This window comes from Pseudooceanicola profundi (assembly GCF_050897955.1).
Taxonomy (GTDB): Bacteria; Pseudomonadota; Alphaproteobacteria; order Rhodobacterales; family Rhodobacteraceae; genus Pseudooceanicola.
The window spans coordinates 469,602-495,503 of the sequence record NZ_JBPAXZ010000001.1; the positions used below are offsets into that span (position 1 = coordinate 469,602).

28 protein-coding genes are annotated in these 25,902 nt (G+C 64.6%); 10 read left to right on the top strand and 18 right to left on the bottom strand.

All coding sequences use genetic code 11. The features are described 5' to 3' along the window. Window positions 1-88 precede the first annotated feature (88 nt). Both queA and ACRARG_RS02280 read right to left on the bottom strand, forming a co-directional pair. Entirely contained in the window at window positions 89-1,138 is a 1,050-nt protein-coding gene (gene queA / locus ACRARG_RS02275; protein ID WP_432688354.1) for a tRNA preQ1(34) S-adenosylmethionine ribosyltransferase-isomerase QueA, read from the bottom strand. A gap of 84 nt (window positions 1,139-1,222) precedes the next feature. After that, window positions 1,223-4,519: a YhdP family protein gene (locus tag ACRARG_RS02280; RefSeq protein ID WP_432688355.1), complete on the bottom strand. Its 3,297-nt coding sequence runs from the start codon at window positions 4,517-4,519 to the stop codon at window positions 1,223-1,225. 97 nt (window positions 4,520-4,616) lie between these two features. Between ACRARG_RS02280 and ACRARG_RS02285 the strand changes: the two genes are divergently transcribed. From ACRARG_RS02285 to ACRARG_RS02295, 3 genes are all read left to right on the top strand, one after another. Beyond that, on the top strand, window positions 4,617-5,090 hold the full coding sequence (locus tag ACRARG_RS02285; protein WP_432688356.1) for a peroxiredoxin: 474 nt from the start codon (window positions 4,617-4,619) through the stop codon (window positions 5,088-5,090). A gap of 323 nt (window positions 5,091-5,413) precedes the next feature. Next, window positions 5,414-6,751 carry a DUF5930 domain-containing protein gene (locus ACRARG_RS02290; RefSeq protein ID WP_432688357.1) on the top strand — a complete coding sequence of 446 codons (1,338 nt, stop codon included), beginning with the start codon at window positions 5,414-5,416 and terminating at the stop codon, window positions 6,749-6,751. Beyond that, a complete protein-coding gene (locus tag ACRARG_RS02295; RefSeq protein WP_432688358.1) occupies window positions 6,741-7,277 on the top strand; it encodes a bactofilin family protein in 537 nt (178 codons plus the stop codon). Before ACRARG_RS02290 ends, ACRARG_RS02295 begins: the two co-directional genes overlap by 11 nt. A 126-nt stretch (window positions 7,278-7,403) precedes the next feature. Here ACRARG_RS02295 and ACRARG_RS02300 read toward each other — a convergent pair whose 3' ends face one another. Continuing rightward, window positions 7,404-7,985, bottom strand: a complete 582-nt coding sequence (locus tag ACRARG_RS02300; RefSeq protein ID WP_432688359.1) for a TetR/AcrR family transcriptional regulator — start codon at window positions 7,983-7,985, stop codon at window positions 7,404-7,406. Window positions 7,986-8,054: 69 nt separating this feature from the next. Between ACRARG_RS02300 and ACRARG_RS02305 the strand changes: the two genes are divergently transcribed. Further along, on the top strand, window positions 8,055-8,696 hold the full coding sequence (locus ACRARG_RS02305; protein ID WP_432688360.1) for a glutathione S-transferase family protein: 642 nt from the start codon (window positions 8,055-8,057) through the stop codon (window positions 8,694-8,696). 3 nt (window positions 8,697-8,699) lie between these two features. On the opposite strand, the gene ACRARG_RS02310 is transcribed toward ACRARG_RS02305, so the two are convergent. The 7 genes from ACRARG_RS02310 to tgt all read right to left on the bottom strand — a co-directional run bounded on the left by ACRARG_RS02310 (window position 8,700) and on the right by tgt (window position 14,298). After that, a complete protein-coding gene (locus tag ACRARG_RS02310; RefSeq protein ID WP_432688361.1) occupies window positions 8,700-9,284 on the bottom strand; it encodes an HNH endonuclease in 585 nt (194 codons plus the stop codon). Window positions 9,285-9,572: 288 nt separating this feature from the next. Beyond that, a complete protein-coding gene (locus ACRARG_RS02315) occupies window positions 9,573-9,869 on the bottom strand; it encodes a putative quinol monooxygenase (RefSeq protein WP_432688362.1) in 297 nt (98 codons plus the stop codon). 45 nt (window positions 9,870-9,914) lie between these two features. Next, a complete protein-coding gene (locus ACRARG_RS02320; RefSeq protein WP_432688363.1) occupies window positions 9,915-10,580 on the bottom strand; it encodes an alpha/beta hydrolase in 666 nt (221 codons plus the stop codon). Next, window positions 10,577-11,194: a DNA-3-methyladenine glycosylase family protein gene (locus ACRARG_RS02325; protein WP_432688364.1), complete on the bottom strand. Its 618-nt coding sequence runs from the start codon at window positions 11,192-11,194 to the stop codon at window positions 10,577-10,579. The genes ACRARG_RS02320 and ACRARG_RS02325 overlap by 4 nt, the downstream gene beginning before the upstream one ends. Next, window positions 11,191-11,928, bottom strand: a complete 738-nt coding sequence (locus ACRARG_RS02330) for a precorrin-6A/cobalt-precorrin-6A reductase (protein ID WP_432688365.1) — start codon at window positions 11,926-11,928, stop codon at window positions 11,191-11,193. The genes ACRARG_RS02325 and ACRARG_RS02330 overlap by 4 nt, the downstream gene beginning before the upstream one ends. Then, window positions 11,925-12,962: a cobalt-precorrin-5B (C(1))-methyltransferase gene (locus ACRARG_RS02335; protein WP_432688366.1), complete on the bottom strand. Its 1,038-nt coding sequence runs from the start codon at window positions 12,960-12,962 to the stop codon at window positions 11,925-11,927. The genes ACRARG_RS02330 and ACRARG_RS02335 overlap by 4 nt, the downstream gene beginning before the upstream one ends. Before the next feature lie 205 nt (window positions 12,963-13,167). Next, the gene (gene tgt, locus ACRARG_RS02340) at window positions 13,168-14,298 is read right to left on the bottom strand and encodes a tRNA guanosine(34) transglycosylase Tgt (RefSeq protein WP_432688367.1); all 1,131 of its coding nucleotides are present in this window, start codon (window positions 14,296-14,298) and stop codon (window positions 13,168-13,170) included. 138 nt (window positions 14,299-14,436) lie between these two features. Here tgt and rimK point away from each other — a divergent pair, with 138 nt between their 5' ends. Then, window positions 14,437-15,846 carry a 30S ribosomal protein S6--L-glutamate ligase gene (gene rimK / locus ACRARG_RS02345; protein ID WP_432688368.1) on the top strand — a complete coding sequence of 470 codons (1,410 nt, stop codon included), beginning with the start codon at window positions 14,437-14,439 and terminating at the stop codon, window positions 15,844-15,846. A gap of 31 nt (window positions 15,847-15,877) precedes the next feature. Here the strand turns inward: rimK and ACRARG_RS02350 are convergent, their stop codons facing one another. Then, window positions 15,878-16,429 (bottom strand): NADPH-dependent FMN reductase, encoded by a 552-nt coding sequence (locus ACRARG_RS02350; RefSeq protein ID WP_432688369.1) that lies wholly within the window; start codon window positions 16,427-16,429, stop codon window positions 15,878-15,880. Window positions 16,430-16,610: 181 nt separating this feature from the next. Here ACRARG_RS02350 and ACRARG_RS02355 point away from each other — a divergent pair, with 181 nt between their 5' ends. The 4 genes from ACRARG_RS02355 to tpiA all read left to right on the top strand — a co-directional run bounded on the left by ACRARG_RS02355 (window position 16,611) and on the right by tpiA (window position 18,808). Continuing rightward, window positions 16,611-16,973, top strand: coding sequence for an SUF system Fe-S cluster assembly protein (locus tag ACRARG_RS02355; RefSeq protein ID WP_432688370.1), 363 nt, complete (start codon window positions 16,611-16,613; stop codon window positions 16,971-16,973). Window positions 16,974-17,121: 148 nt separating this feature from the next. After that, on the top strand, window positions 17,122-17,472 hold the full coding sequence (locus tag ACRARG_RS02360; RefSeq protein ID WP_432688371.1) for a HesB/IscA family protein: 351 nt from the start codon (window positions 17,122-17,124) through the stop codon (window positions 17,470-17,472). After that, window positions 17,472-17,867, top strand: a complete 396-nt coding sequence (locus tag ACRARG_RS02365; protein WP_432688372.1) for a TfoX/Sxy family protein — start codon at window positions 17,472-17,474, stop codon at window positions 17,865-17,867. Before ACRARG_RS02360 ends, ACRARG_RS02365 begins: the two co-directional genes overlap by 1 nt. Before the next feature lie 191 nt (window positions 17,868-18,058). Continuing rightward, complete coding sequence (gene tpiA, locus ACRARG_RS02370; RefSeq protein WP_432688373.1) at window positions 18,059-18,808, top strand: triose-phosphate isomerase; 750 nt, start codon at window positions 18,059-18,061, stop codon at window positions 18,806-18,808. A gap of 123 nt (window positions 18,809-18,931) precedes the next feature. Here tpiA and ACRARG_RS02375 read toward each other — a convergent pair whose 3' ends face one another. The 3 genes from ACRARG_RS02375 to ACRARG_RS02385 all read right to left on the bottom strand — a co-directional run bounded on the left by ACRARG_RS02375 (window position 18,932) and on the right by ACRARG_RS02385 (window position 22,089). Beyond that, window positions 18,932-20,326 (bottom strand): TRAP transporter large permease, encoded by a 1,395-nt coding sequence (locus tag ACRARG_RS02375; RefSeq protein WP_432688374.1) that lies wholly within the window; start codon window positions 20,324-20,326, stop codon window positions 18,932-18,934. Between the two features lie 3 nt (window positions 20,327-20,329). Then, on the bottom strand, window positions 20,330-20,998 hold the full coding sequence (locus ACRARG_RS02380) for a TRAP transporter small permease (protein ID WP_432688375.1): 669 nt from the start codon (window positions 20,996-20,998) through the stop codon (window positions 20,330-20,332). An 89-nt stretch (window positions 20,999-21,087) separates the two neighbouring features. Beyond that, on the bottom strand, window positions 21,088-22,089 hold the full coding sequence (locus tag ACRARG_RS02385; protein ID WP_432688376.1) for a DctP family TRAP transporter solute-binding subunit: 1,002 nt from the start codon (window positions 22,087-22,089) through the stop codon (window positions 21,088-21,090). Between ACRARG_RS02385 and ACRARG_RS02390 the strand changes: the two genes are divergently transcribed. After that, window positions 22,088-22,282, top strand: coding sequence for a hypothetical protein (locus ACRARG_RS02390; RefSeq protein WP_432688377.1), 195 nt, complete (start codon window positions 22,088-22,090; stop codon window positions 22,280-22,282). The genes ACRARG_RS02385 and ACRARG_RS02390 overlap by 2 nt on opposite strands. 43 nt (window positions 22,283-22,325) lie before the next feature. Here the strand turns inward: ACRARG_RS02390 and ACRARG_RS02395 are convergent, their stop codons facing one another. The 4 genes from ACRARG_RS02395 to ribB all read right to left on the bottom strand — a co-directional run bounded on the left by ACRARG_RS02395 (window position 22,326) and on the right by ribB (window position 25,887). Continuing rightward, complete coding sequence (locus ACRARG_RS02395) at window positions 22,326-23,564, bottom strand: sigma-54-dependent transcriptional regulator (protein WP_432688378.1); 1,239 nt, start codon at window positions 23,562-23,564, stop codon at window positions 22,326-22,328. A 138-nt stretch (window positions 23,565-23,702) separates the two neighbouring features. Further along, window positions 23,703-24,203 (bottom strand): transcription antitermination factor NusB, encoded by a 501-nt coding sequence (nusB, locus tag ACRARG_RS02400; RefSeq protein ID WP_432688379.1) that lies wholly within the window; start codon window positions 24,201-24,203, stop codon window positions 23,703-23,705. 7 nt (window positions 24,204-24,210) lie between these two features. After that, a complete protein-coding gene (locus tag ACRARG_RS02405) occupies window positions 24,211-24,750 on the bottom strand; it encodes a 6,7-dimethyl-8-ribityllumazine synthase (protein ID WP_432688380.1) in 540 nt (179 codons plus the stop codon). Between the two features lie 3 nt (window positions 24,751-24,753). Further along, the gene (gene ribB, locus ACRARG_RS02410) at window positions 24,754-25,887 is read right to left on the bottom strand and encodes a 3,4-dihydroxy-2-butanone-4-phosphate synthase (RefSeq protein WP_432688381.1); all 1,134 of its coding nucleotides are present in this window, start codon (window positions 25,885-25,887) and stop codon (window positions 24,754-24,756) included. Window positions 25,888-25,902 lie beyond the last annotated feature (15 nt).

Below are 25,902 nucleotides of genomic sequence, written 5' to 3' on the forward strand. Positions count from 1 at the left end.
TCCTTCTTACGTCCTTCCGCCCTGCCCGATTCGTGCCGCCTTGGCCAGTCCGGGAACGTCATTCCCGGGTCTGCCTGCGGCAGCGGGTCTATCCGGGGATCAGCAGGGAGGCATCACCGTAGGAGAAAAAGCGATACTTCTCGGCCACGGCATGGTCGTAGATCGCGCGGATGCGATCCTGCCCCATCAGGGCGGAGACGAGCATCATCAAAGTCGATTTCGGCAGGTGGAAATTGGTCATCAGCGCATCAGCCACGTGGAAGGTGAAACCGGGATAGATGAAAATGTCGGTCTCGCCCCGCCATGGCTCGATCTGGCCGGAGCGGGCGGCGCTTTCGATCAGGCGCAGGGCGGTGGTGCCTACAGGGATGACACGGCCACCGGCGGCCTTGGTCGTGGCGATCTCCGCGGCCGCCTCCGGCGTCACCTCGCCCCATTCGGCATGCATCTTGTGGGTGGTGACGTCATCGACCTTGACCGGCAGGAAGGTGCCCGCGCCGACATGCAAGGTGACATGGGTGCGGGTTACGCCCATGCCTGCGATCTGCTCCAGCAGCGGCGCATCGAAATGGAGGGAAGCTGTCGGTGCAGCTACAGCGCCTTTCTTCTCCGCCCAGACGGTCTGGTAATCTTCCTTATCCTGACTGTCGGGCGCGCGGAGTGCGGCGATATAGGGCGGCAGAGGCATGGCGCCCGCCTCTGCCAGTGCCGCGTCGAAATCATCGCCCGCGAGGTTGAAGCGCAGCAGGCCCTGCCCGTCTTCGCGCCCCGTCACCTCTGCCGACAGATCGTCGGAAAAGCGGATGACCTCCCCGTCGCGGACCTTCTTCAGCGGCTTCAGCATGGCGGACCATGTGCCGTCGGCGCGGGGCTCCAGCAGGGTGACTTCGATCCGGGCCTCCGTCCGGCCCTCCGCCCCGTCGCGGGCGCGGGTTCCGGACAGGCGCGCCGGGATCACCTTGGTGTCGTTCAGCACCAGCCGGTCGCCGGGGCGCAGCCAGTCGGTCAGGTCCCGCACCACGGCATCGGTGATCCGGTCGCCTTCGGCCACCAGCAGCCGGGCAGAGGAACGGGGCCGCGCGGGCCGGGTGGCGATCAGCCCCTCGGGCAGGTCGAAGTCAAAATCGCTCAGCTGCATGGCATGGTCTTTCCGGGGTCGGTCACGGGCCTGCGCTTGTCAGGGCAGGATTGGTCCAGGGTTCTGGCAGCGGCTGCCGGGGGGTCAGTTCACCTCTGGGGGCGGGCGGCGGAAAATCTCTCTGAAAATGCCGGGAGTAAAGAGCGATATCGGATTCACCTGTACATTCGGCTTCTCAGCCGTGCCCCGCAGATTGTAGTTGAAGCCGATCAGCCCCTCTCCGCGATTGCGGGAAAAGATGCCGCCGATCTGGTTCACGAAATAGAAAGGCGAGACAACCCCCTGCATATTCAAAGACTTGGGCCCCAGGTTATAGACGCCGTCCATGGACACCCCCATGGAGGCCCCGACCGCGCTGCCGGATCGAAGGATGACCTGTGACGGGGTCAGCCGGAAATTGGCATCGATATCGTTGAACAGGATACCGCGCCCGGACAGCTGTTCCAGCAGGCCCACGATGGACAGCGCCGACAGCATGGAGGCCATGGTGGGCGTGTCCTGCACCCAGATGTCCTGCACCTTGAGCAGACCGTCGTATTGGCCCGGGCTGCCAGCGGGGGTCAGTGACAGATCGAGCGTGCCCTCGCGCCCCTTGTCCAGAAGGCCGGCCGCCGACAGCGCTGCACCGGCGTCCGGGGCGGTGATCCGCACGGCAGAGCCGCCGTTGCGCGGCACCACCGTGCCTTCGACCGGGGCCGCGCCGTTGAGGGATGCCGCGAACCGGCCGGACAGGCCCCCCGCTGTATCAAATTCGCCCCGGAACCCGCGCAGCGCGATGCTATCGGTGACCTGAAGCCGGTCCAGCGTCAGTTTCACCGGAGCGCCGCCCCCCGCCGCGCGCTGCTGGCCGCTGCCGCCGCCACCAAGATCGGCCTTGCGCAGATCGACACTGCCGCCGGTGATGGCGATAGCGGGGCTGCGCCCTGCCCCCCGCCCGGTCAGCAGAACCGGCGCATCCAGCCAGTCGCCGACCCGCACACGGTCGAACCGGGCCTCCTGCAGGCCACCGCCCGGGTTCAGAACCAGTTTGCCCTCGGCCGAAAGCCCGGGAAGGTCCAGAGACAGGCGGTCGATGCGGGGGGGCGTCGACATCGCGCCCGTGACCTCGACCTTGCCCCGGCTTGCCTGGCCCAGCGACCAGTTGAGCGCCGGGATTCGCAGCCCCAGACCGTTCAGATCGCTGGTCAGGTTGAAACGTGGCGCCTCTCCCTTGGTGAAGTCGATGCGCATCTGACCACGGCCGGCGCCGGAGAGCATGCCCGGCTCCAGTCCCAGTGAGAGCGCGGAATTGGCCGCCTCCGACACGGTGACCCAGCCGTCGAGCGCCGCGTCGCCCCCCGGCCCGAGCGCGGCCCGGAACGTGCCGCCTGCCGGGATGCCGTTCAGTCGCGCCTCGCCCGAGATGGAGAGGTCGGACTGGGTGCCGGACAGGGTCAGCTTGTCTGCCGTCAGGGTCTTTCCGGGCGCGATCCTGTCGCTTTCGATCTCGTGCAGATCTGCCTCGTAGCTGGCCTGCACTTCCTCCAGTTTGACGCCTTTGCGCAGCGGCAGGTCGAGGGTGGCGCGCGCGTCGATCCGGCCCTTGGCCAGGTCCGGTGTCCGGCCCGCCTTGGACATGGCGTTCAACGGCGGGCGATCCAGCAGCGCCAGCATGTCCGGCAGGGCGCCGCTGGCCGAAAGGCGAATGCGCGCGGGCCCCTTTTTCACGCGGGTGTCCAGATAGGCGAAGGAGGTGCCGCTAATGTCCAGCGCACCGCCATCATCGGGAAGCCGAACCTCGCCCCTGTCCGCCTCTATGACGAACCTGTTGTCCCGCATTTCGATCCGGCCAGAGGCGCCGGTCACCGGCGGCATGGTCTTCATGAAGGTCGCCGCCAGGTTCTCAAACTCAAGCCCCAGCATGAGATCGGGTTTTTGCCCCGGTCGCAGACGCAGCCCCAGCTGGATATCCTTTGCCTGTGCGGTCGTTACATTTTCGGCCACCCAGTCGCGCGTGCGGCCAATCGCGGCGGGCGGCCAGTAATGTAACAGGCCGTCACGGTCCAATCGGTTCATCCGGCCGCTCAGACTGACATCCCATCCCTCGGGCCGGCCTGCGACCCAGCCGGACAGGTTCAGATCGGCCTCGCCGTCCCGGACGCGGATCCCGCCGATGTCGATATGGAACGGGTCGAGCGTCATACGCAGATCGGCGGATGCGCCCTCCAGCAGGATGGGGGCCGCAAACTGACCGCCGGGGTTCAGCCGCATCTGCGCGATCCTGAACTGGCCAATCATAGAGGCGGGAACGCCGCCGGAGATCTCGCCCAGGTCGATCCGCCCTTCGGCGACGGCATCGCCCCAGTCGCTTTGAACAGAGACCTCGTCGAACCGCAGTCGACGCCGATCCGGAATGTATTCAAAATAGGTCCGGGCGGCAGTGAAGGGCACCGGATCGCCGGTGGCATCCGGGGCAATCGCCCCTTCCCCGATCTGCAATGTGCCGTTGAGCGGCCCCACCTGACCGTCGCCGGTGGTGGTGACCCGGAAGGCGCCGGAGATCGGCGCATCCAGCACGCTCAGCCAGGCGAGGCCCGCGCTCTGCGTGGCGATATCACGGGCCGGCATATCCGTGACCCGCAGGGACAGGCTGGCCTCATGCGACCCGAGGCGGCCCGTCACTGTCGTCTGAACGGCGGAGGCATAGGCATGGCCGCCAAGCAGAGGGAAATCGCCATGCAGCCGCAGGTCCTCGCCATCGCGGGTCAGGTCGATCAGACCGCTGTCCACCGTCCAGGCACGTCCGGACACCCGGTCCTCATAGCGGATCAGAAGCGCCTCCCCCTGAACCTGGCGCAGCGCAGAGAACGCCGGCCGGCGCAGGATGTCGGACACCAGGTCCATGGAATGCCAGATCGAGCGGGCCCGGTCGGGATCGGCGGCCAGGTCAATCGGCACCAGCGCAATGGAAAAGACGCCATCGGCGGCACGGTCGATGTGAATCCTGGCCCCGCGGACCAACAGCTTGCGCGGACGCAGCACGCCGTCGAACAGGGCGCGCGGATCGAAACTGCCGGTCACGGTGTCAAATGTGATCGGGTCGCCCGGCGCGGGCGGTATCAGCGCCAGATTGCGCAGGGTCAGGTCGGGTTGCCAGCCCTCCGATATCGACAGATGGACCTCCCCGACCCCCACGTCGAGGCCCGGGACGATCTCAGACAATTTCTCTTCCAGCCTGGCATGCAGCCAGTCCGGGGCGGTGAGCCCATGTTCACGGACCCAGAAGAGCGCCGCGACGACCGCCGCGACAAGTACCAGAGCAAATCCCGCGACGACCCGCGCGGCCCACTTCAGGCCGCGACGCTGCACCGGCGTATCGGTGTATGATCCGCTTGACGTCACTCGGTTTCTCCGCCCCGGATTGTGACCCGGGCTTTCCTCGTCAGTATTGAGGCCTAATATGGAAATATATCAAACAGGTCGAGGAAAGCCCTTCACAATGTCGCAGCCCCTGCCCGCCGCCGGCGACCCCGCCCCCGATTTCACCCTGCCGCAGGATGGTGGCGACCCCGTGACCCTGTCCAGCCTGCGTCCTGCGCCGGTGGTCCTGTATTTCTACCCCAAGGACGACACGCCGGGCTGCACGATTGAAAACAAGGACTTCACAGCGCTCTCCGGGGATTTTGCCGCCGCCGGGGCGCAGCTGCTGGGGATTTCGAAAGACCCGGTCGAGAAACACGCCAAGTTCCGCAGCAAGCACGATCTGGATGTGACGCTGCTCTCAGACGCGGAGGGTGACGTCTGTGAGCGCTATGGCGTCTATGGCGAGAAAAAGATGTACGGCAAAACCTTCATGGGCATCACCCGTGCGACGTTCCTGATCGACGGCTCCGGGCAGATTGTCCGCAGCTGGCCCAAGGTCAAGGTCGATGGCCATGCCGAAGAGGTTCTTGCCGCAGTTCGGGAGCTCTGACCTGCAGCGCGCACGGACAGCTGCGGTACGGGGTCTGCGATCTGCGGGACCACGGCGCGCGGTCAGGCTCAGGCCGAATTGACCCGCCGCGCGATACCGACGGCCAGCCGCAGCCGCCGACGCCCCCGAAACGCGACCGCAATTCCTTTCCGTTAACAGGTTGAATCGGCGAAATATTGCCGAAAAGCCGCAAGCTTTCGCCGACCCCGATTCGCGACGGGCAAAATGGTTGCCTAGGGCAAGTAAAATATGTATCCGATGTTGCAACGGCGCCACGGGGACATAAGGCGCCGGATAGGGGAACGGGACAGAGGACTCTTATCTTGCGGACAAGATTGGCAATCCGCGCTCATGCTTTGCTGGAGCGCTATTTTCCTGAGCGACGACTCTTTCTCAGATCCGAAGCGGATACGAGGTTCATCAGGCTCAAACCGCTGACGCAGCTTATCGGGTTCGCCGGCTCTGCCGCGGTTGTCGCCTGGACCATCATCGCAAGTTCGATCCTGATCATGGACCGGATCGGGGCCGGCAATTTCCGTGATCAGGCCCGCCGCGACCAGCTGATTTATCAAGACCGTTTGAATGAGATGGCCGAAGAACGCGACGCCCGCGCCGAAGAGGCTCTGGCGGCGCAGGGTCGGTTCAACACCGCGCTGGCCCGTATCTCCGAGATGCAGTCCGATCTGCTTGCCGCCGAAACCCGGCTGAGAGAGGCGGAAACCGGCCTTGGCGTGGTGCAGGCGACGCTGCGGCGGTCGCTGAAAGAACGCGATGCCGCGCGTGAAGAGATGGCGGTTCTGACCGCTCAGCTGGGCGACGGGGCCGCGGCCCTGCCCGGCACCCAGCTTGCCGCCGCCAATGAAGAGGCGCTGTCGTTTCTGAGCGATGCGCTCTCGGCCACGGCGCAGGAACGGGACAGTGTCACGGCCAATGCCCAGGACACGCTGGACCATGCCGCCGATCTGGAACATCAGATCGCGATGCTGCAGGACCGCAACGACCAGATTTTCCGTCAGCTCGAAGAAGCCATGACGGTGTCCATCAAGCCGCTGGACAAGATGTTCCGCTCTGCCGGGATGAATACCGAAAAGATCATTGCGCAGGTGCGCCGCGGCTATTCCGGCCAGGGTGGCCCGCTGACACCGATTTCGGTGTCGACGATGGGGGAACTGCCGACGCTGGACGCAAGCCGCGCCAACCGTATCCTGAACCAGCTTGATCGGTTGAACCTGTATCGCATTGCCGCCGAACAGGCGCCCTTTGCGATCCCCGTGCACAGCTCTTACCGGTTTACCTCCGGGTTCGGCTACCGGCGCGATCCCAAGAATGGCGGGCGCCGCATGCATGCAGGCGTCGATTTCGCCGGGCCGGTCGGCACGCCGCTTTACGCGACGGCGGATGGCACCGTCATTCATGCGGGATGGCAGTCCGGCTATGGCCGGCTGGTAAAAATCCAGCATGAGTTCGGGATTGAAACCCGCTTTGCCCATATGTCTCGCATCCGCGTGAAAGTCGGACAAAGGGTATCGCGCGGCGACCGGATCGGTGATATGGGAGCTTCCGGACGGGTCACAGGCCCCCATCTGCATTACGAAGTGCGGGTCGGAGGTCAGGCCATTAACCCGATGATCTATATCAAGGCTGCCAACGATGTTTTCTAAGAGCAAAATCAACGAACCCGGCCCCAAAGCTTCGGACGCAACCGCGACCCCCAGCTCCGCCCCGGCCGACACCTCGGCGAAATCGTCCACCCCGCCGGAATACAAACCCGCCGCGATGAAGGCCAAGCCGCCGGCATCCGTTCTGTCCTCCGATCTGCATATCACCGGCAATATCAAGACCACCGGCGACATCAATGTCGAGGGCACGGTCGAAGGCGACATCCGCGCGCATCTGCTGACCGTTGGCGAGAGCGCCACGATCCGTGGCGAAGTCATTGCCGACGATGTTGTGATCAACGGCCGGATCGTGGGCCGTGTGCGTGGCCTGAAGGTCCGCCTGACCTCTACCGCCAAGGTTGAGGGCGACATCATCCACAAGACCATCGCCATCGAAAGCGGCGCGCATTTCGAAGGCTCCGTGCAGCGTCAGGACGATCCGCTCTCGGCGAACAAGACCAAGGCCGCGCCTGCTACGGCTCCGGCCGCCGCAGCTGCGCCTGCGGCAAGCAGCACCTCCGGCAGCTGAGATTAGCCAGATCGAAGACCCGCAACCCCGGCCCCGGCCGGGGTTTCTTTTTTGGGACAAGGCCGGATTACGCTGTGGGCGCCGGCAGGTGTTTCTCTTTCCAAGAAGGCCCTGCAACGCGTCTGTTCATCCAAGGATGAAGGGCACAGCGTGGCGGGTAAAGGCCTCCACCTCCTCCCGTGGCGTCCCGGCGCGCAGGCGCAGGGCCGCGCTGTGCATCACGGCATGGGCCAGCGCGGCCCGGGTTTCCGGCTGTGAGAACCCGTGCTCCCTCAGGAAGGCAGTGAGGGCGGTATCGGCCTCTGTCAGCGCGTCTTCCAGAAAACTGCGCACAGCTGGCAGCTCCGCCGCTGCGACCCCGGCAGTGTTGCTCAGCAGGCAGCCGCGCGGGACGCTGTCATCGCTGTAGACGGCGATGGCCGCGCGGTAGAATTCCGTCAGACGTGCCGCCGGATCGCCCGCTGTCAGGCTTGCGTCAAACAGGCCCATCATCCGCGCCGTATAGCGCGTCAGCACCGCCAGATAGAGCCCCTGCTTGTCGCCAAAGGCCGCATAGAGGCTGGCCCGTTCCAGCCCGGTTGCCGCCACCAGATCCGCCACCGAGGTTTCCGCATAGCCCCGACGCCAGAAGACCTGCATGGCGCGGTCCAGCACCTCGCCTTCGTCAAAGCTCCGGGGGCGGCCTCGATTCTTTTTTGGAACGCTCATTCAATATATCCTTGACCCGCTCGAGTATTTCTTTACCTATCATTCCATAATGTAACAGTGAGGACCATCATGGACCTGTATATTTCCCCCCTTTCCTGCTCTCTCGCCTCCCGGATCACCGTTTACGAAGCGGGCCTGGATGCCCGGGTGCGGTTTCACGCGGTGACGCTCATGACAAAACTCATCGACGATGGCGGCGACTACTTCGGCGTGACCCGGAAGGGCCGCGTTCCCGCCCTGCTGACGGATGAGGGGCAGCTGCTGACGGAAAACGCCGCCATTCTGCAGTTCCTGGCCGATCTGGCGCCGGAGGCAGACCTCGCCCCGCCGACGGGCACATTCGCCCGGTCCGAGCTGCAGCAATGGCTCAGCTATGTCGGGACAGAGCTGCATAAATACCTCTTCGCCCCGCAATTCACCCCGGATGCGCCGGAGGAGATGCGCAGCTATTGCCTGACCAAGTCCCTGCCCCCCCGTTTCGGCCATCTGGAACATGTGCTGTCCGATGGGCGGGACTATCTGACCGGGGCGCAGTTCACCGTCGCCGATGCCTATCTCTTCGTGGTGCTCTGCTGGGCTGTGCATGTGGAAGTCGACATGACCGCCTATCCGTCGCTCATGGCCCTGCAGGGTCGGATCGCCACACGTCCGACGGTCGCACGCGCCCTGGCCGAGGATATGGCCCTCCGGGAAGCCGCCACCGCGTCCTGAGGATCAGGCCTCCAGCTCGGCATCCCAGTAAAGGTAGTCGATCCAGCTTTCATGCAGGTGGCCGGGGGGGAACTTCCGGCCCATATTGCGCAGCTCTTCCGCGCCCGGCGCGCGGGGCGGCTTGCGCAGCGACATGTTGGCGCGCCGCAGGCTCTTGGAGCCCTTCTTCAGGTTGCAGGGCGAACAGGCCGCCACGACGTTTTCCCAGGAGGTGATCCCGCCGGAGGCGCGCGGCACAACGTGGTCAAAGGTCAGATCGCCCTTGCTGCCGCAGTACTGGCAGCGGAATTCGTCCCGCAGAAAAAGATTGAAGCGCGTGAAGGCCACGCGCTTCTGAGGTTTTACGTAATCTTTCAGCACGACCACCGACGGTATGCGTATCTGGGTCGAAGGGCTTCGGACACAGGTGTCGTATTCCGCAACGATATCCACCCGGTCGAGGAAGGCCGCCTTCACCGCCTCCTGCCAGGGCCAGAGGCTGAGGGGATAATATGACAGCGGCCGGTAATCCGCGTTCAGGACCAGCGCCGGGTGCTTCTTCAGCGCCGCGGGGTCCCTCACGAATTCGGTTCTGAAATCTCCGTCCATTCCAAGTGCTCTCCCGCCCGGTCTGCCTGATGGTAGCCAGGGCGGGGTGTCCCGCCCCTGCCTAAATTTGACTATATATCGCGGGTGACGTTAGGCAAGCCCCCGAGATGCTGCTTATCCACAGGGCTACCGGGATTCCGTGACACCGCCGTGACAATAGGCAATCCCCCCCCTTCATCTTTCCGGAAAATACTCCACGGGGGTCGTCCACCATGCGCCATTTGTGCAAGCACAATGGGCGGCGGGCGTGAAACCCCCGCCGCCCGACGGCCGGGCCGGGAGCCTCCCTCAGAGGTCCCGCATCCGCTCCGGCTCGATCATGGTGATCTTGCGGGCCACGACAATATCTTTGATGGCTGCTCCGAAGGCCGCGAAATGGGCCGAGGCGCCATGCGCGCGCAGGTGCTCCTTGCTCTCCCATTCCTCGTAGACGCGGAAGAGACAGGGGTTATCGATGCTCTGGTAAAACCCGTAGGTGCCGCAGCCCTCCTCCTTCAGCGAGGCCTCCGTCGCGGGTCCGGCCGCCGCCTTGTAGGGCGCGATGCCGGCCTCTGTCACCTCAATGGTGCCGCAGATGATGATCATGGGTCTCTCCTCCTCCGAAACCTGAAAATCTCGACCAGGGCCGCTTCAGAGCCCGCATTTATCCCGCATGAAGGCCAGCGCCACCGACAGTCCGTCGGGCGCAATGCCATGCGCGGTGCCCTTCATGATATGGGCATAGACCTCTTTCCAGCCTGCAGTCTGCAGTGCTTCGGCGGCGGCGGGCAGCGACTGGGGCGGCACCACATCGTCCTGATCGCCATGCACCAGCAGCACCGGCGGGCGGCAGATCACCTCATCCTCCAGCAGCTCCGGCTTCAGCAGCCGGCCGGAGAAGGCGACGACCCCCGCGACCTCGTCCTCGCGCCGCGGTGCCACATGCAGCGACATCATCGAGCCCTGCGAGAAGCCGAACAGCACCACCTGTTCCGGCAGCACGTCCTCATCGACCATCAGCGCATCGAGAAAGGCGTTCAGATCGTCGACCGCCTGGCTCATGCCACGCTCTGCCTCTTCCTCGGATGAGCCGTCGAGCCAGGGGATCGGGAACCACTGAAATCCCATCGGCGCGCCCGGCACCGATTCCGGCGCGTCTGGGGCGACAAAAAGCGTGTCCGGCAGATGTTCGGCCAGGACGTCGCCGATGCTCAGCAGATCCGCCCCATTGGCCCCGTAGCCATGCAGGAAGACGACCACCGACCGTACTGTGCCCGAGGCAGGCGCCTTGCGCCCTGCGTTTAGAACCCGTGTCATAGTATTCCCTCCCTCTGCTTTGACAGCCGATAATGTTCCCAGAGCAGTCGCGCCGCAACCGCCCGCCAGGGCGCCCATTCCAGCGCCATCTGCCGCAATTCGCGTTCATCCGGGCGTGCGTCCAGTTGGTAGAGGATGCGCGCCGCCTCCTGCAAGGCCAGATCCCCGGCCGGAAAGACATCGGCGCGGCCCAGAGCGGTCAGCGCATAGATCTCTGCCGTCCAGCGCCCGATCCCGGGAAGCGCGGTCAGGCTGGCAATCACGGCCTCGTCCTCCAGCCTGTCCAGCGCATCGAAATCGAGCCGCGCGGTGGCCAGGGCAAGCGCATAGCGGATCTTCGGCCGGGAAAAGCCAAGACTGCGGAGCCCGGCCTCGCCGGCGGCCTCGACCGCCTCGGGCTCGGTCAGCCCAGCCGCCTCCACACGCGCCCAGATTGCCGCGGCAGAGGCGGTGGAGACCTGTTGCCCCACAATCGCCTGCAGCAGCGTGGCAAAGCCGGACGGCCGGCGCCGCAGCGGCGGTACATAGGTGGTCAATGGCGCGAAGGCCGGATCCGCTGCGGCCAGCGCATGGGCCCCGCGCGTGATGTCTTCGACAGTGTCGATCCGGCTCATTTTGCGATCTCCCGGGCCCAGGCCAGGGCGGATGGCACATCGCGGACGACATGGGCATCCGGGGGCGCCGGCGGTCTTTGGATCATGGCCACCCGAAGGCGCAGCCGCCGGGCCGCCAGAAGCTTGGGCGCGGCGGCAGAGCCGCCCGAATTCTTTGTCACAAGCCAGTCGATGCCAAGCCGGTCGAAAAGCGCGGCCTCGTCATCGGCCGCGAAAGGCGGCCGGGCTGCAATCCCCTGCCACCCCGGGGGCAGGTCCGACAGGTCTGTCGCGTCGGCCAGGCTGCGCAGCGTCACAGCAGCCGCACGCAGGCCACGATAGCGGTCGATCTCATTCTGCCCGACGGCCAGGAAGACGCGGGCCGTCGGCGGAATGACGGTGTTCAGGTCCTCGGGCCGCAGGATGTCAGCCCATCTGTCGTCCGGCTCCGGCTGCCACTCCGGCCGGTCGAGCCGCAGATACGGCAGGCCCATCCGGTGGCAGAGCCCTGCCGTGCGGTCGCTGATACGGGCGGCAAAGGGATGGGTCGCATCGATGACAGACGTGACCGCCCCGTCCGATACGTACTGCAGGAAACCGTCCGCCCCGCCAAATCCGCCGATCCGGACCGGCAGCCCGCCGGACTCGGCCCGGCCGGTGATGCCGGCAAAGGATGCCGTCGCGACGATGCCTTCGGACCGCAGCAAACCGCCCAGTTGCCGCGCCTCGGCTGTCCCTGCGAGCAGAAGGATCATGCCTGGGCCAGTATCCGGCCGGAGCGGTCGATCACAACCGTGTCGACCTGCACTGCCGCGCCCAGATAGGCCGCCGCGCGGTCGCGGGCCGTCTGGGCCACCCAGTGCGCAAGTGCGGGGCCGATTATCTCTGCTGCCTCCTGTGTCGTATTCGCCGCGGTGGCGCCGGGCGCCCCGAAACGGGCTGCCAGATCGTCAAAGTCGACCTGGCTGCGGGCGGAATGCAGATCGACGGCCCCCTGTGCCAGCTTTGTCATTTTGCCCAGCCCGCCGCCGATGGTGACGCGGGCCACCGGGTGACGGGCCAGATATTTCAGCATGCCGCCGGCAAAATCCCCCATATCCAGAAGCGCGTGATCCGGCAGACCGTAGAGCTGACGCACGACGCTTTCCGATGTGGCGCCGGTGCAGCCGGCCACATGCGTCAGCCCGCCGGCCCGAGCCACATCTATCCCGCGATGGATCGAGGCGATCCACGCGCTGCAGGAAAACGGGCGCACAATTCCGGTGGTTCCTAGGATGGAAAGACCGCCGACAATGCCAAGACGCGGGTTCCAGGTCGACTGCGCGATGCGGGCGCCATCCGGCACCGACACCGTGATCTCAACCGCCGCGGGCTGACCTGACCGGGTGGCAAGCTCCTGCACGATCCCGGTCATCATGGCGCGCGGCACCGGGTTGATCGCAGGTTCTCCGGGGGGGACCGGCAGACCGGGTTTTGTGACCGTGCCCACCCCCTCGCCCGCCCGGAAGATGACGCCTGTGTCGGACGGGGCGACACGCACCCGGATCAGCGCGCCATGGGTGACGTCAGGATCATCCCCGGCATCCTTGATGACCGCGGCCTCTGCCCAGCCCTGGCCTGCGTCCCGCTCGGCAATGACAAAGTCCGGCGTCTCGCCCCGTGGCAGGGTGATCCTGACTGTCCCGGGCCGCTCGCCGAACCACAGGTCGAGCAAGGCCGCCCGGGTCGCCGCAGCGGCGCAGGCGCCTGTGGACCAGCCACGACGGAGAGGGGCGCGGGTCTTGTTCATCGCCTGCACCATGGCCCGGCGCGCGCCGCGAGGCCAGAGGGCGGATGCCTCCGGCGGGAGTATTTTGGGAAAGATGAAGCCGGATGGCCTGTCATCCTGATCGAAATATCCTGGGATAGCCGCGCCCTTTGCAGGGGCCTGTGGCCGGGCAAGACATCACGGCGCCCGCGCCTGGTATCAAAGCCGGCGCGCAGAACGACCCGCGTCAGAGAGCCGGCAGATCGCCATCGGCCCGGGCTGCGTGAAAGGCGGCCTCGAACTCCGCCCATGTGCCTGTGGCGATCGCGTTCCGCATCTGAGCCATCAGTTCCTGATAATAGTGCAGATTATGCCAGGTCAGCAGCATGCCGGAAATCATCTCCTGCGCGCGGAACACATGGTGCAGATAGGCGCGGGAATAGTTACGGCAGGCCGGGCAGCTGCAGTCCTCATCCAGGGGGCGCGGGTCATCGGCGTGGCGGGCGTTCTTGATGTTGACCTGTCCGCGCCGGGTCCAGGCCTGGCCGGTGCGCCCAGACCGGGAGGGCAGGACGCAGTCCATCATATCCACGCCGCGCTTGACCGCGCCGACGATGTCGTCGGGTTTGCCGACGCCCATCAGGTAGCGCGGCCGGTCCTCAGGCAGCTGGTCGGGCGCATAGTCGAGACAGGCGAACATGGCCTCCTGCCCCTCGCCCACGGCCAGCCCGCCGATGGCATAGCCCTCGAAGCCGATCTTGCGGAGCTCGGCGGCGCTTTCCGCGCGCAGGTCCTCTTCCAGCCCGCCCTGCTGGATGCCGAAAAGCGCATGTCCGGGCCGGTCGCCAAAGGCCTCGCGCGAGCGCAGGGCCCAGCGCATGGACAGGCGCATCGAGTCTTCGATCCGGCTGCGGTCCGCCGGCAGCGCGGGGCATTCGTCGAAACACATCACAATATCGGAGCCGAGAAGCCGCTGGATCTCCATCGAGCGTTCCGGCGTCAAGTGATGTTTGGAGCCGTCGACATGGGACCGGAAGGTCACGCCCTCTTCTGTCAGCTTGCGCAGGTCGGCGAGCGACATGACCTGAAAGCCGCCTGAATCCGTCAGGATCGGTTTCTCCCAGTTCATGAATTTGTGCAGCCCGCCCAGCCGGTCGATCCGTTCCGCCGTCGGGCGCAGCATCAGGTGATAGGTATTGCCCAGCAGGATATCGGCGCCCGTGGCGGCCACGCTTTCGGGCATCATCGCCTTGACCGTCGCGGCCGTGCCCACCGGCATGAAGGCCGGCGTCCTGATGTCTCCGCGCGGGGTGGAGATGCGGCCCAGCCGTGCCTTGCCGTCCTGGGCGAGTTTTTCAAAGTGGAAGCGTGTGGTCATCGGCCAGCCTTTTCAGCATCGCCGCCTTTTGACGCATCCCGACCGCGATGTGAAGGGATCGTTACGATCCTTTGCCTAGCCTGTTCCGGAGCCATTCGAATCCTTGCCGAGCACCGAGAGATGCCCCACATAGCCGCCATGACAGACATGCCCCCCTCCCCCGCGACCCCTGACCTCCGACTTGGATGGGAGGAATGGGTCGCCTTGCCGGAGCTGGGCCTGCCGGCCCTGCGTGCCAAGGTGGATACCGGCGCCAAGACATCTGCCCTGCATGCGACGGAGATTGAGACATTCGGCCCTGCCACGGCGCCGATGGTGCGGTTTTCCGTCCAGCCGATTCCGGGGCGGGAAGATCTGTGGATCCCCTGCTCTGCCCCGGTGACCGACCGGCGCGAGGTGACGTCGTCGAACGGGGAGACGGAGATGCGTTATGTCATCGCCACCCCGCTGCAGATCGACGGGCAGAGCTGGCCTATCGAAGTGACGCTGACTGACCGGCGTGGCATGAATTCGCATATGCTGCTGGGGCGGCAGGCACTGGGAGACCGGGTGACGGTTGTCCCGGGCGAGCGGTTCTGTCAGTCGCAGCTTTCCTATGAGGTGTACCATTCGACCAAGGTGCGGTCGCAGGCGCCCAACCGGGTGCTGCGCATCGCGGTTCTCAGCCGGGAGGATAATTATTCCACCCGCCGTCTGGTGAGCGAAGGCGAACAGCGTGGCCATGCGGTGGAGGTGATCGACACCGCCCGCTGCTATATGGCGATCAATGCGCTGGCGCCGGAAATCCATTACGATGGCAAGCGCCTGCCCCGCTATGATGCGGTGATCCCGCGCATCGGCGCCTCGATCACCCCCTATGGCACGGCCGTCATCCGTCAGTTCGAAACCATCGGCACCTTCTGCGTCAACGGATCGTCGGGGATTACGGCGTCGCGCGACAAGCTGCATGCACATCAGGTGCTGGCCCGGAACAAGATTGGGATGCCGGCAACGGCCTTTGCCTCGTCGCCCAAGGATACGGGCAATCTGATCGGCCTTGTCGGGTCGGCGCCGCTCATCGTGAAACTGCTGGAATCGACGCAAGGCAAGGGTGTGGTTCTGGCCGAGACGCGCAAGGCGGCGGAATCGGTGATCTCCGCCTTTCGCGGTCTGCGGGCCAATTTCCTGGTTCAGCATTTCGTGAAAGAGGCCGCCGGAGAGGACATTCGCTGCCTCGTCATCGGCGGCAAGGTCGTGGCCTCGATCAAGCGGACGGCGTCAGGGGATGATTTCCGATCCAACCTGCATCTGGGCGGCAAGGCCACGCCGGCACGGATCACGAAAGAGGAACGCGATACCGCCGTCCGGGCGGCACGCGCCTTCGGGCTGAACATGGCCGGCGTCGATCTTCTGAGATCGGAGACAGGGCCAAAGGTGCTGGAGGTGAACTCCTCGCCCGGCTTTGAAGGGGTGGAGACCGCGTCGGGCAAGGATGTGGTCGGCAAGCTCTATGACGAGATCGAGGCGCGGGTCCGTCCCGTTCCTGTCCGGCGCCGCAAAACGCCCTGATCGGGTCGGGTCACCTGGCCTGCACCGGCGGTCAATCGGGGCGAGACAGGGCAATTTCCTTGGAAAGGGTTGTGAGAAAATCTGTCAGCTGACGCGTCAGGTCAGGGGTGGCACAGTGTTGCCTGACCTCGTCGGGGGACATCTTCCCGCAGGGGATTTGCAGGAAGATTTCGGGCCGGAACCCGTCGCTGACCGTGGCCAGAACCCGGCGGAGATCGGCCAGCACATCCGCGCCCCGGTGCGAGGCATGCAGCAACGCAATCGGTTTGCCGATGATTTCCTGACGCGAGACCAGCCAGTCGATCGCATTCTTGAAACCACCTGGCAGGGCGTGAACATATTCCGGGCAGGCCACAACCAGCGCATCTGCCGTGGCGATCCGGTTTGCGAAGTGCAGCACCTCGGGCGGGGTTTTATCGCCTTCGCGGTCGGGCGAAAACACCGGCAGATCGGCGACGCCGGCCCAGACATCGACCTTGGCCAAGATGCCGGTATCTTCGGAGGCGGCCCGGGCCAGGGCCTGCAAGAGCGCCGTATTCGTAGAGGCCGCGCGGGCCGAACCCGATATCCCCAGTACCTTCACACTGCCGCCTTTCCTGCGTTGCGCCAAGCTGCGGAGGATCAGGCTAGATCAGGCCCCTGACCCGGTCCAGCCCCGGCCAAGGCATCCCCGGCCCCGCACACATCGGGCACTGGACACAGCGGGCACTGGACCCCGGGCGCTACAATTCCTATATAATCGCTCGGGAACAAGGCAGGACGACATGACCGACATACAGGACCCAGCGGAAGGCACGCCTCTGATTGCGCCTTCGTCAACCGGACACCCGCTTTACGATGCGGTGACCGACGCGTGCCGCACCGTTTATGATCCGGAAATCCCGGTCAATATCTACGATCTCGGGCTGATCTATACGATCGAGATATCTTCCGAGAACGAGGTGAAGATCGTGATGACACTGACCGCGCCGGGCTGCCCGGTGGCAGGCGACATGCCGGGCTGGGTTGCCGATGCGGTAGAGCCGCTGGACGGCGTCAAACAGGTCGATGTCGCCCTGACATGGGAGCCGCCCTGGGGCATGGACATGATGTCTGATGAAGCGCGCCTCGAACTGGGGTTCATGTAAGGCGGACAAGGCAAACCGGGGTTGCATGCCAACAGGTGTCCGCCGGCCATAGCTGCTCCGGACATGGTGGGCTCAGGCTCTCTGTCGGCGCTCCGCCTCTTGGCAACCTGCTGGCGAATGACTACCTTTATGCGCAAGGAGACAGTTCATGTTCGGTATTCCCGGCAAACAAGCCGTATCCATGACCCCGCGTGCCGCGGCACAGATCCTCAAGCTGATGCAGCGTGAGGGCCATGAAGGCCTGCGTATCGGCGTCAAGAAGGGCGGCTGCGCAGGCATGGAATATACCATGGATTACGTCGATGCGGTCGATCCGAACGATGAAGTCGTTGAAGAGGGCGGCGCGCGCATACTGATTGCGCCCATGGCACAGATGTTCCTCTTCGGGACCGAGATCGATTACGAGACCTCGCTGCTCGAATCGGGGTTCCGGTTCAACAACCCGAATGTCGTCGAAGCCTGCGGCTGCGGCGAGTCGATCAAGTTCGCCGAAAACTGATGGCTGTTTCGGAAGAGGTGCTGGAGCATGCGCTCGACCTCTTCCGTGACCTGGGACGGATTGGAACGGGTCGGATGTTCTCCGGCGTGGCGCTGTACGTCGAGGAAGACGTGATGTTCGCCATGATCTCCTCCTCCGACGTGATCTACATGAAGACCGATCCGCAGGTTCAGGGGCAGTTCGAAGCGGCCGGGTCGGAGCCCTTCTGGTATACACGCGGCGGTGACCGCAAACAGGTGACGTCGCTGATGTCGCTGCCCGACAGCGCCATGGACGACCCCGAGGACGCCGTGATCTGGGCCCGCCTGTCACTCGGACCGGCCCGCGCGGCGGCAGAGAAGAAGCGGGCTGAAAAGGCGCGCAAGGCGGCCCGGAAGGCGCGTCAGGCTGGCTGAGGCAGCGGAGGGCGCTGCCCTCCGCACCTCCCGGGATATTTTCAGCAAGAAAAAGGGGGCGGGGTGGCTGAGAGCTATCAGCCTCTTTCCTGACCTCACCTGTGGACCTGCCGTGGATCGACGCAGCAACGCCTTGACCTGCCCCGGCATTCCCTGATGATGCACCCAAAGCGGAACACAGGGAGATATTCATGCGGCGGAAACTTGCGGCCGGAAACTGGAAGATGAACGGCACCAAGGCCGCGCTGGAGGAATTGCAGGCCCTGTCGCAGGACCATTCCACCCCCGGGGTCGATCTGCTGATCTGCCCGCCCGCCACGCTGATCTCCACCGCCGTTCAGGCGCTTGGCAACAGCCCCGTACGGATCGGCGGACAGGACTGCCATTCGAACGAAGAAGGCGCGCATACCGGCGATATATCCGCCTCCATGCTGCGCGACGCTGGCGCGACGGCGGTGATCCTTGGCCATTCGGAGCGTCGTGCGGCCCATCACGAGACCTCAGAAGAGGTGCGCGACAAGGCCCGCACCGCCCAGAAGGCCGGGCTGATGACGGTGATCTGCCTGGGCGAAAGCCTGATCCAGCGCAAGGCGACCAATACGCTCGACATCATCGGGGCGCAGCTCTCGCTGTCGGTGCCCGACAGCTCCACCGGAGAGAACCTCGTCATCGCCTATGAACCGATCTGGGCTATCGGTTCCGGCCTGACCCCGACTGCCGACCAGATCGGCGAGGTTCATGATTTCATGCGCGACCGGCTCGAACAGCGTTTCGGCCCGGGCGTCGGCCGCTCCGTCCGCCTGCTCTACGGTGGCTCGGTCAAGGCGGGCAATGCCGCCGAGATCTTCGCCATCTCCAATGTCGACGGCGCGCTGGTCGGCGGCGCCTCCCTCTCGGCCTCCGACTTCTCCCCGATCATCAAGGCCCTTGAAGCGGCCTGATCTTCATCTTTCCAAAAATACTCACATAACCCGTTCAAAACAAACGCGACGCCCGGATTGGGGCGTCGCGTCTCCTATGTCAGAACCGGGACTGCGCGGCAGCGCGCATTTGGATCACGCCCGTCACTTTGTGATGAGTTCCGGCCCCATGACCGTCGTCGGCAGCCAGGTGGAGATCACCGGCACATAGGTCACGATGATCAGGAAGACGAAGAGCACCAGCAGGAAGGGGGCCGCCGCCTTCACCACCCGCATCATCGGCATGCCCGCGACGCCCGAGGTCACGAAGAGGTTCAGGCCAACCGGCGGGGTGATCATGCCGATCTCCATGTTCACCACCATGATGATACCCAGATGGATCGGGTCGATGCCCAGCTCCAGCGCGATCGGGAACACCAGCGGTGCCACGATGACCAGCAGGCCCGAAGGCTCCATGAACTGGCCGCCGATCAGCAGGATGATGTTCACCACCACCAGGAACATCACCGGCCCGAACCCCGCGTTCAGCATGGCATTGGCCACGGTCTGCGGCACCTGCTCATCCGTCAGCACATGTTTCAGGATCAGCGCATTGGCGATGACGAACATCAGGGTGACCGTCAGCTTGCCCGCCTCGAAGAGCGTCTTCTGCGTGTCGCGGTGGACCCAGGCGGTCACTAGTGCATAGGGCTTTTTATAAAGCGGCAGGTTGGGCGCATCGCCCTCCGTCGCCAGCGGACCCATGTCGCGGTAGATGAAGACCGCTGCGATGAAGGCATAGACCGAGGCGACGGCGGCCGCTTCGGTCGGCGTGAAGATCGCGCCGGTGATGCCGGGGATTCCGTAGATTCCGACCATGATGATGACGATCAGCATCAGACCCCAGAATGCATCCTTGAACGACAGCCAGATCTCACCGAACCCTTTCCACTCACCCGCGGGCATATTGCGGATACGGGCCATGATATAGATGGCCGCCATCAGCATGCCGCCCGCCAGCAGGCCGGGGAAGACGCCCGCCAGGAACATCCGGCCCACGGAGACATCCGTGGCCGTCGCATAGACCACCATCACGATCGATGGCGGGATCAGGATGCCCAGCGTCCCCGCGTTACAGATCACGCCCGCTGCGAAGTCCTTGGTGTAGCCGGCCTGCGTCATCGCGCCGATCACGATGGAGCCGATGGCGACCACGGTGGCGGGCGACGAGCCCGAGAGTGCGGCGAAGATCATGCAGGCGAAGACGCCCGCGATGGCAAGGCCGCCGCGCAGGTGCCCCACACAGGCGATGGAGAAGCGGATGATCCGTTTCGCCACGCCCCCCGTCGACATGAAGGACGACGCAAGGATGAAGAACGGGATCGCCAGCAGCGTGTAGTGGCCAACAAAGGCCTGCATCAGTGTCTGCGCGATGGAGGCCAGCGAGGTATCCGAAAACCACAGCAGGAACAGCACAGAAGACATGCCCAAAGAGACGGCGATCGGCACGCCGACCAGCATCAGGCCGACAACCATGACAAAAAGAAGTACGACATCCATGGCTTACACCTCACCGCGCTGATGGCGGATTTCTTCAAGCTCGTCTTCGACCTCATGGGAGGCCACGATGCGGTCGCTCTCGCCGCGCCAGATCTCGATGCCAGCCACGACAAAGCGATAGAGCATCAGCGCCATTGTGAAGGGCAGGATCGCATAGGGGATGAAGCGCGGCATCTTCTCATAGGAATCGCCGTCGTTCATCAGCGGCTCGATCCAGCGCAGCCATTGCGGCATGGGGATGTCATTGACCTCGTACCAGGCCTTGGGGCGGAACTTTTCTTCAAAGCCCAGCGGGAACCAGCGGCCCTCTGTCTGCGGCAGGTTGGCGAAATTGGCCCAGTAATCCCAGGCGCCCTTCAGCAGCAGGAAGGAGAAGGCGATGCAGACCGCCACGGCAAACAGCCCAACGATCCGGCGGGCGACGGGCGGCAGGATGCCGATGATGGCGTCCACCCCCAGATGCGCGCCCTTCTTCACCGCATAGCAGGCGCCCAGAAGCGCCAGCCAGGCAAACATGAAGACGGTGATCTCCAGCGCCCAGAGGATATTGGCGTTGAAGACATATCGCGCGACAACGTTTGCAAATGTGATCATCGTCATCAGGCCGAGGATCACCGCGATGACGGTTTCCTCGATCCGATCGATGACATTCGAGCCGGTTTCGGTCTGCATGGTGTTCCCCTTGTTCCGGTTTCTCTGAACCGGGTGCAAACAGGGGCGCGGCTGGGTCACCGCGCCCCTCAATCATCCCTGCGGGACGATTACATCTTGGCGTTGAACGCCTGGGCCGCGTCGATATTGTCCTGACCGACGTCCTCTAGGAACTTGTCCCAGACCGGCTTCATGACATCGACCCAGTCCTGGCGCTGCTCTGCCGTCAGCTCGCGGATTTCGCCGCCGGCATCGAGGATCGCCTGACGGGCCTCGGCATCCACCTGCCCCACGGCCGCGTTCCGCTCTGCGGTCACTTCGGTCAGGATGGTGGTGAACTGCTCACGGGTGGCTTCGTCAAGGCTGTCCAGCCAGTCGACGGAGGCGACGACGAGGTAGTCGAGCACGCCATGGTTGGTTTCCGTCGTGCCGTCCTGCACTTCGAAGAACTTCTGGCCGTAGATGTTGGACCAGGTGTTTTCCTGACCGTCCACAACGCCCTGCTGCAGCGCGCCATAGACTTCGGAGAAGGCCATTTTCTGCGGCGAGGCGTCCAGCGCTTCCATCTGCGCAACCAGCACGTCAGAGGGCTGCACGCGGAATTTCAGGCCCTTGGCGTCGGTCGGTTCGACCAGCGGTTTGTTGGCAGAGAACTGCTTCATGCCATTGTGCCAGAAGCCCAGACCCTGCAGGCCGCGCTTCTGCATGCTGTCCATCATGGCCTGACCGGTCTCGGACGCCTGGAAGGCATCAACCGCGTCGATGTTCTTGAACATGAAGGGCAGGTCGAACAGGCGGAACTGCTTGGTGAAGGTCTCGAATTTGGACAGGGACGGCGCGGCCAGCTGGACATCGCCCTGCAGCATGGCTTCCAGAACCTTGTCGTCATCATAGAGCGTGGAGTTCGGATAGACCTCCATGCAGGCGGTGCCGTTCATTTCTTCGTTGACGCGCTGTTCCAGCAGCGAGGCCGCGATCCCCTTGGGATGCTTGTCGGTATTGGTCACATGAGCAAACTTGATGACGATCTCGCCATCGTCGCAGGCTGCGAAAGCTGCATTTGCGGTGACGGCCAGGGCCATGGCCGTGGCGGCAGTTGTCAGGAATTTCATGTCGGATCTCCTCCCGGTTCCGTTTCGATTCGCCTCAGCGGCGTCTCCGGGTGCAGATTTGCGTGTCGGCGAGAAAGCGCTCAAGAAAATGTGCAGCCATGACATGAAATCAAATTATTCCACATTAAATCAATATCTTGAAAAACTTCTGCGTCGCTCTATTCTGCGCCGCGGCGACAGAGATGTGCGATGAACCACACAAGGCCCACCCCGATACGTGCGGAAAACCGCACAGATCAGGCGCGGCGAAAATCTTCGGGTCTCAACCCAAAGCGGGCAAGCTTGTCGTAGAAGGTCTTTCGCGGCAACTTCAGCGCCCGCGCCGCAGCCGTGGCCTGCCCCCCATGCCGGCGCAGCGCGGCGGCCAGAAGCGACCGCTCCACCTGCGCCATCTGCTCCGCCAGTCCCAGATCACCCTCCGGCTGATCGGGCGCAGCCTCGCCCATGCCCAGAACAAAGCGCATGGCCTCCGACATCAGCGCCCGGGCATTGCCGGGCCAGTCGCGCGACATAAGCCCGGCGATGACTTCTGCGGTGACCTCGGGCGCCTGCAGGCCCGACTGCTCCGCCGCCTGTTCAACATATTGCCGGAACATGACCGGAATATCTTCCGGCCTTTCGGCGATCGAGGGGATACGCACGCGCATGACGTCGAGCCGATAGAACAGCTCCGGAAGGAAGGCGCCGCTGTCTGCCGCCTGCTGCAGATCGGCGCTGCTGCCAGCGACCAGCCTTGCCTCCAGCCCCTGCTCCATCATTTCGGACAGGGCAAACTGCGCCTCCTGCGGCAGCGCTGCCACCTCATCGAGGTAGAGCGTCCCGCCCGCCGCCTCCTCGGCCGCCAGCCGCAGGGCGTCCGGGCTCAGCCCGACGGCGGCACGTTTCACAAACGGCTTGCGGGACTGGGCGGACGACAGGTGGATCACCTCCGACACTTTGGAAATGCCGGTCCCGGGCGCCCCGGTCACCAGAACCTCGACCGTTGTGCGCGCCACCTGCCTGACGCGGTCGCGCAAGCCGTGGCTGATGACGGAGGAGCCAAAGATCAGCCGCGCCGCCGGATCGCCCGCCTCCAGCTGCGCTTTCAGGTCACGATTCTCAAGGATCAGTTGACGGGTGTGCAGCGCCCGCTCAAGAACGGCCAGCATGTCCTTGCTGGCACAGGGTTTTTCCAGGAACCCAAAGGCACCGCGATCCATCGCCGCCACGGCCATGGGAATATCACCCTCGCCCGTCAGCAGGATGACCGGCAGGTCGGGATCGACCTTATGCGCGTGATCCAGCAGGAAGAACCCGTCGCGCCCCGGCATGCGGATATCCGACAGGACAACACCCGCGAAATCCGGCGCGATGTGATCCTTGGCCTCGATAAACGATCCGCAGGTCACCGCCACCAGATCGGCCAGATCCAGCGTCTGGGCCAGCGCCTCGCGCACAGCCGCATCATCATCGACAAGAAGCACTTTCCGGATCATGCGCCCATCATGCCCAAAGCCGCGCCCCGGTCCAGCGCCCTCCCGGTCTTTTTCTTGCTAAAAATATCCTGGGGGTGGCCGACATATGCCTGCATATGTCGGTAGGGGGCAACGCCCCCTTCCCCGGCCAGCCAGGGCTCAGAACGCCTCCGGCCGCGCCTCCCGCGCCATGTGATCGAGCACGGCATTGACGAATTTCGGCTCCTTGCCGTCCGGGAAGAAGGCCGCCGCAACCTCGACAAATTCCTTGATGACCACCTTGGGCGGCGTGTCGGACTGCACCAGCTCCGCCCCCGCGGCCCGGAACAAGGCCCGCAGCGTCGGGTCGATCCGCGCGATGGGCCATTTGGCGACCAGCGCCCGGTCCGTCATCTGGTCGATCTTCGCCTGGTAATTCACCGCATCCCGCATCAGGTGACGGAAGAGGTCCGGATCGCCCTCCTGCATCTCGTCGCCCTCGTAGGAGGCGCCAAAGCGGAAATCCTCAAACTCGTTGATGACCCGGTCGACGGTCTGGCCCGCCGCCTCCATCTGAAACAGCGCCTGCACGGCATAAAGCCGGGAGGCGCTTTTCATCTTGCGCTTCTGGTTGCCCGACAGGGGCAGTGGCGCGGACGGGGTCGGCAGGTCGTCGGTCATCGGAACCTCAGGCGGTGGTGTTATCCGCGATCTGGTATTCGTCGCTCGCAGGCCGGAAGCCCACGGCCTTGCGCGGAGCGCCCCATTTGCGCGAAAGCGCCAGCAGATGCAAGGCCGCAGCCGCTGCGCCACCGCCCTTGTTCTGATCGTCCACCGCCGCGCGGACCACGGCCTGCTGCCGGTTCTCGACCGTCAGGATGCCATTGCCGATGCAGAGCCCCTGAAGACCCAGCAGCGTCAGGCCGCGGGAGCTGTCATTGCAGACCGTGTCGTAATGCGTCGTCTCGCCCCGGATGATGCAGCCAAGCGCGACAAAGGCGTCGAAGTTCGACAGCCGGTTGGAAATGCCGATGGCGGTGGGGATCTCCAGCGCGCCGGGCACCTCGATCAGGTCCCAGTCCGCGCCCCAGGCCTCGATCTCCGCCTTGGCACCGGCGATCAGATCGTCGGCGATATCCTTGTAATAGGGTGCCACGACAATCAGCACCTTGGCGGGCTTGTCGAAGCTGCCGCGCGGCAGGATGTAATGGGTTTCGGTGCCAGCCATGGCTCAGGCTCCTTTGATCTTGCGGGTGCCGGTGATCTCCAGCCCGTAGGCATCGAGGCCGATGACACTGGGCTGGGGAGAGTTCGTGAGCAGTTCCAGCTTGTGAATGCCGAGGGACGACAGGATCTGCGCGCCCAGACCGTACTGGCGCAGCGTCTGCGGCGACACCTCTGCCCCTTCGGCGATTTTCATCGTGAGATCCCGCAGCAGCACGACCACACCGCGCCCCTCCTCGGCCACCGTGCGCATGGCGTCACGGAACAGGTCGGCGCGGGCTTCGCCACCGATGCCCACGACATCCTTCATCGGATCCATGGCATGCATCCGCACCAGCACCGGGTCATCGCCCGCAACATCGCCCTTGATCAGCACGATATGTTCGGCACCCTGCGTCTCGTCCGTATAGATGCGCATCTGCCAGTTGCCGCCAAACTCCGTCTCCACCGTCTTTTCAGAGGCGATCCGCACGAGGTTGTCGTGGCGGCGGCGGTAGGAGATCAGGTCGGAGATCGTGCCGACCTTGAGGTTATGTTTCTGCGCGAAGGCAATCAGCTCCGGCAGGCGGGACATGGTGCCGTCCTCGTTCATGATCTCGCAGATCACGCCGGAAGGGTTGAGCCCGGCGAGGCGGGAGATATCCACCGCCGCCTCGGTATGGCCCGCGCGGACAAGAACGCCGCCATCCTTGGCGCGCAGCGGGAAAACATGGCCGGGGGTGGCGATATCCTGCGGGCCCTTGCCCGCGTCGATCGCCACGGCCACGGTGCGGGCGCGGTCATGGGCGGAGATGCCGGTCGACACGCCCTCCCGCGCCTCGATCGACACGGTAAAGGCTGTCTCATGGCGGGAGGAGTTCTGCGACGCCATCAGCGGCAGGCCCAGCTGGTCGACCCGGTTGCCGGTCATCGACAGGCAGATCAGGCCGCGCCCGTGGGTGGCCATGAAGTTGATCGCCTCGGGCGTGGCCATCTGGGCGGGGATCACCAGATCGCCCTCATTCTCGCGGTCCTCGTGATCGACGAGGATGAACATCCGGCCGTTGCGGGCATCCTCGATGATCTCTTCGATGGAACTGATCGCATCGGACCAGGTCTTTTCGACCGGGCCGGCGTCTTCATAGGTCATGCTGTCGGACATGGGCGTCTCCGTCGT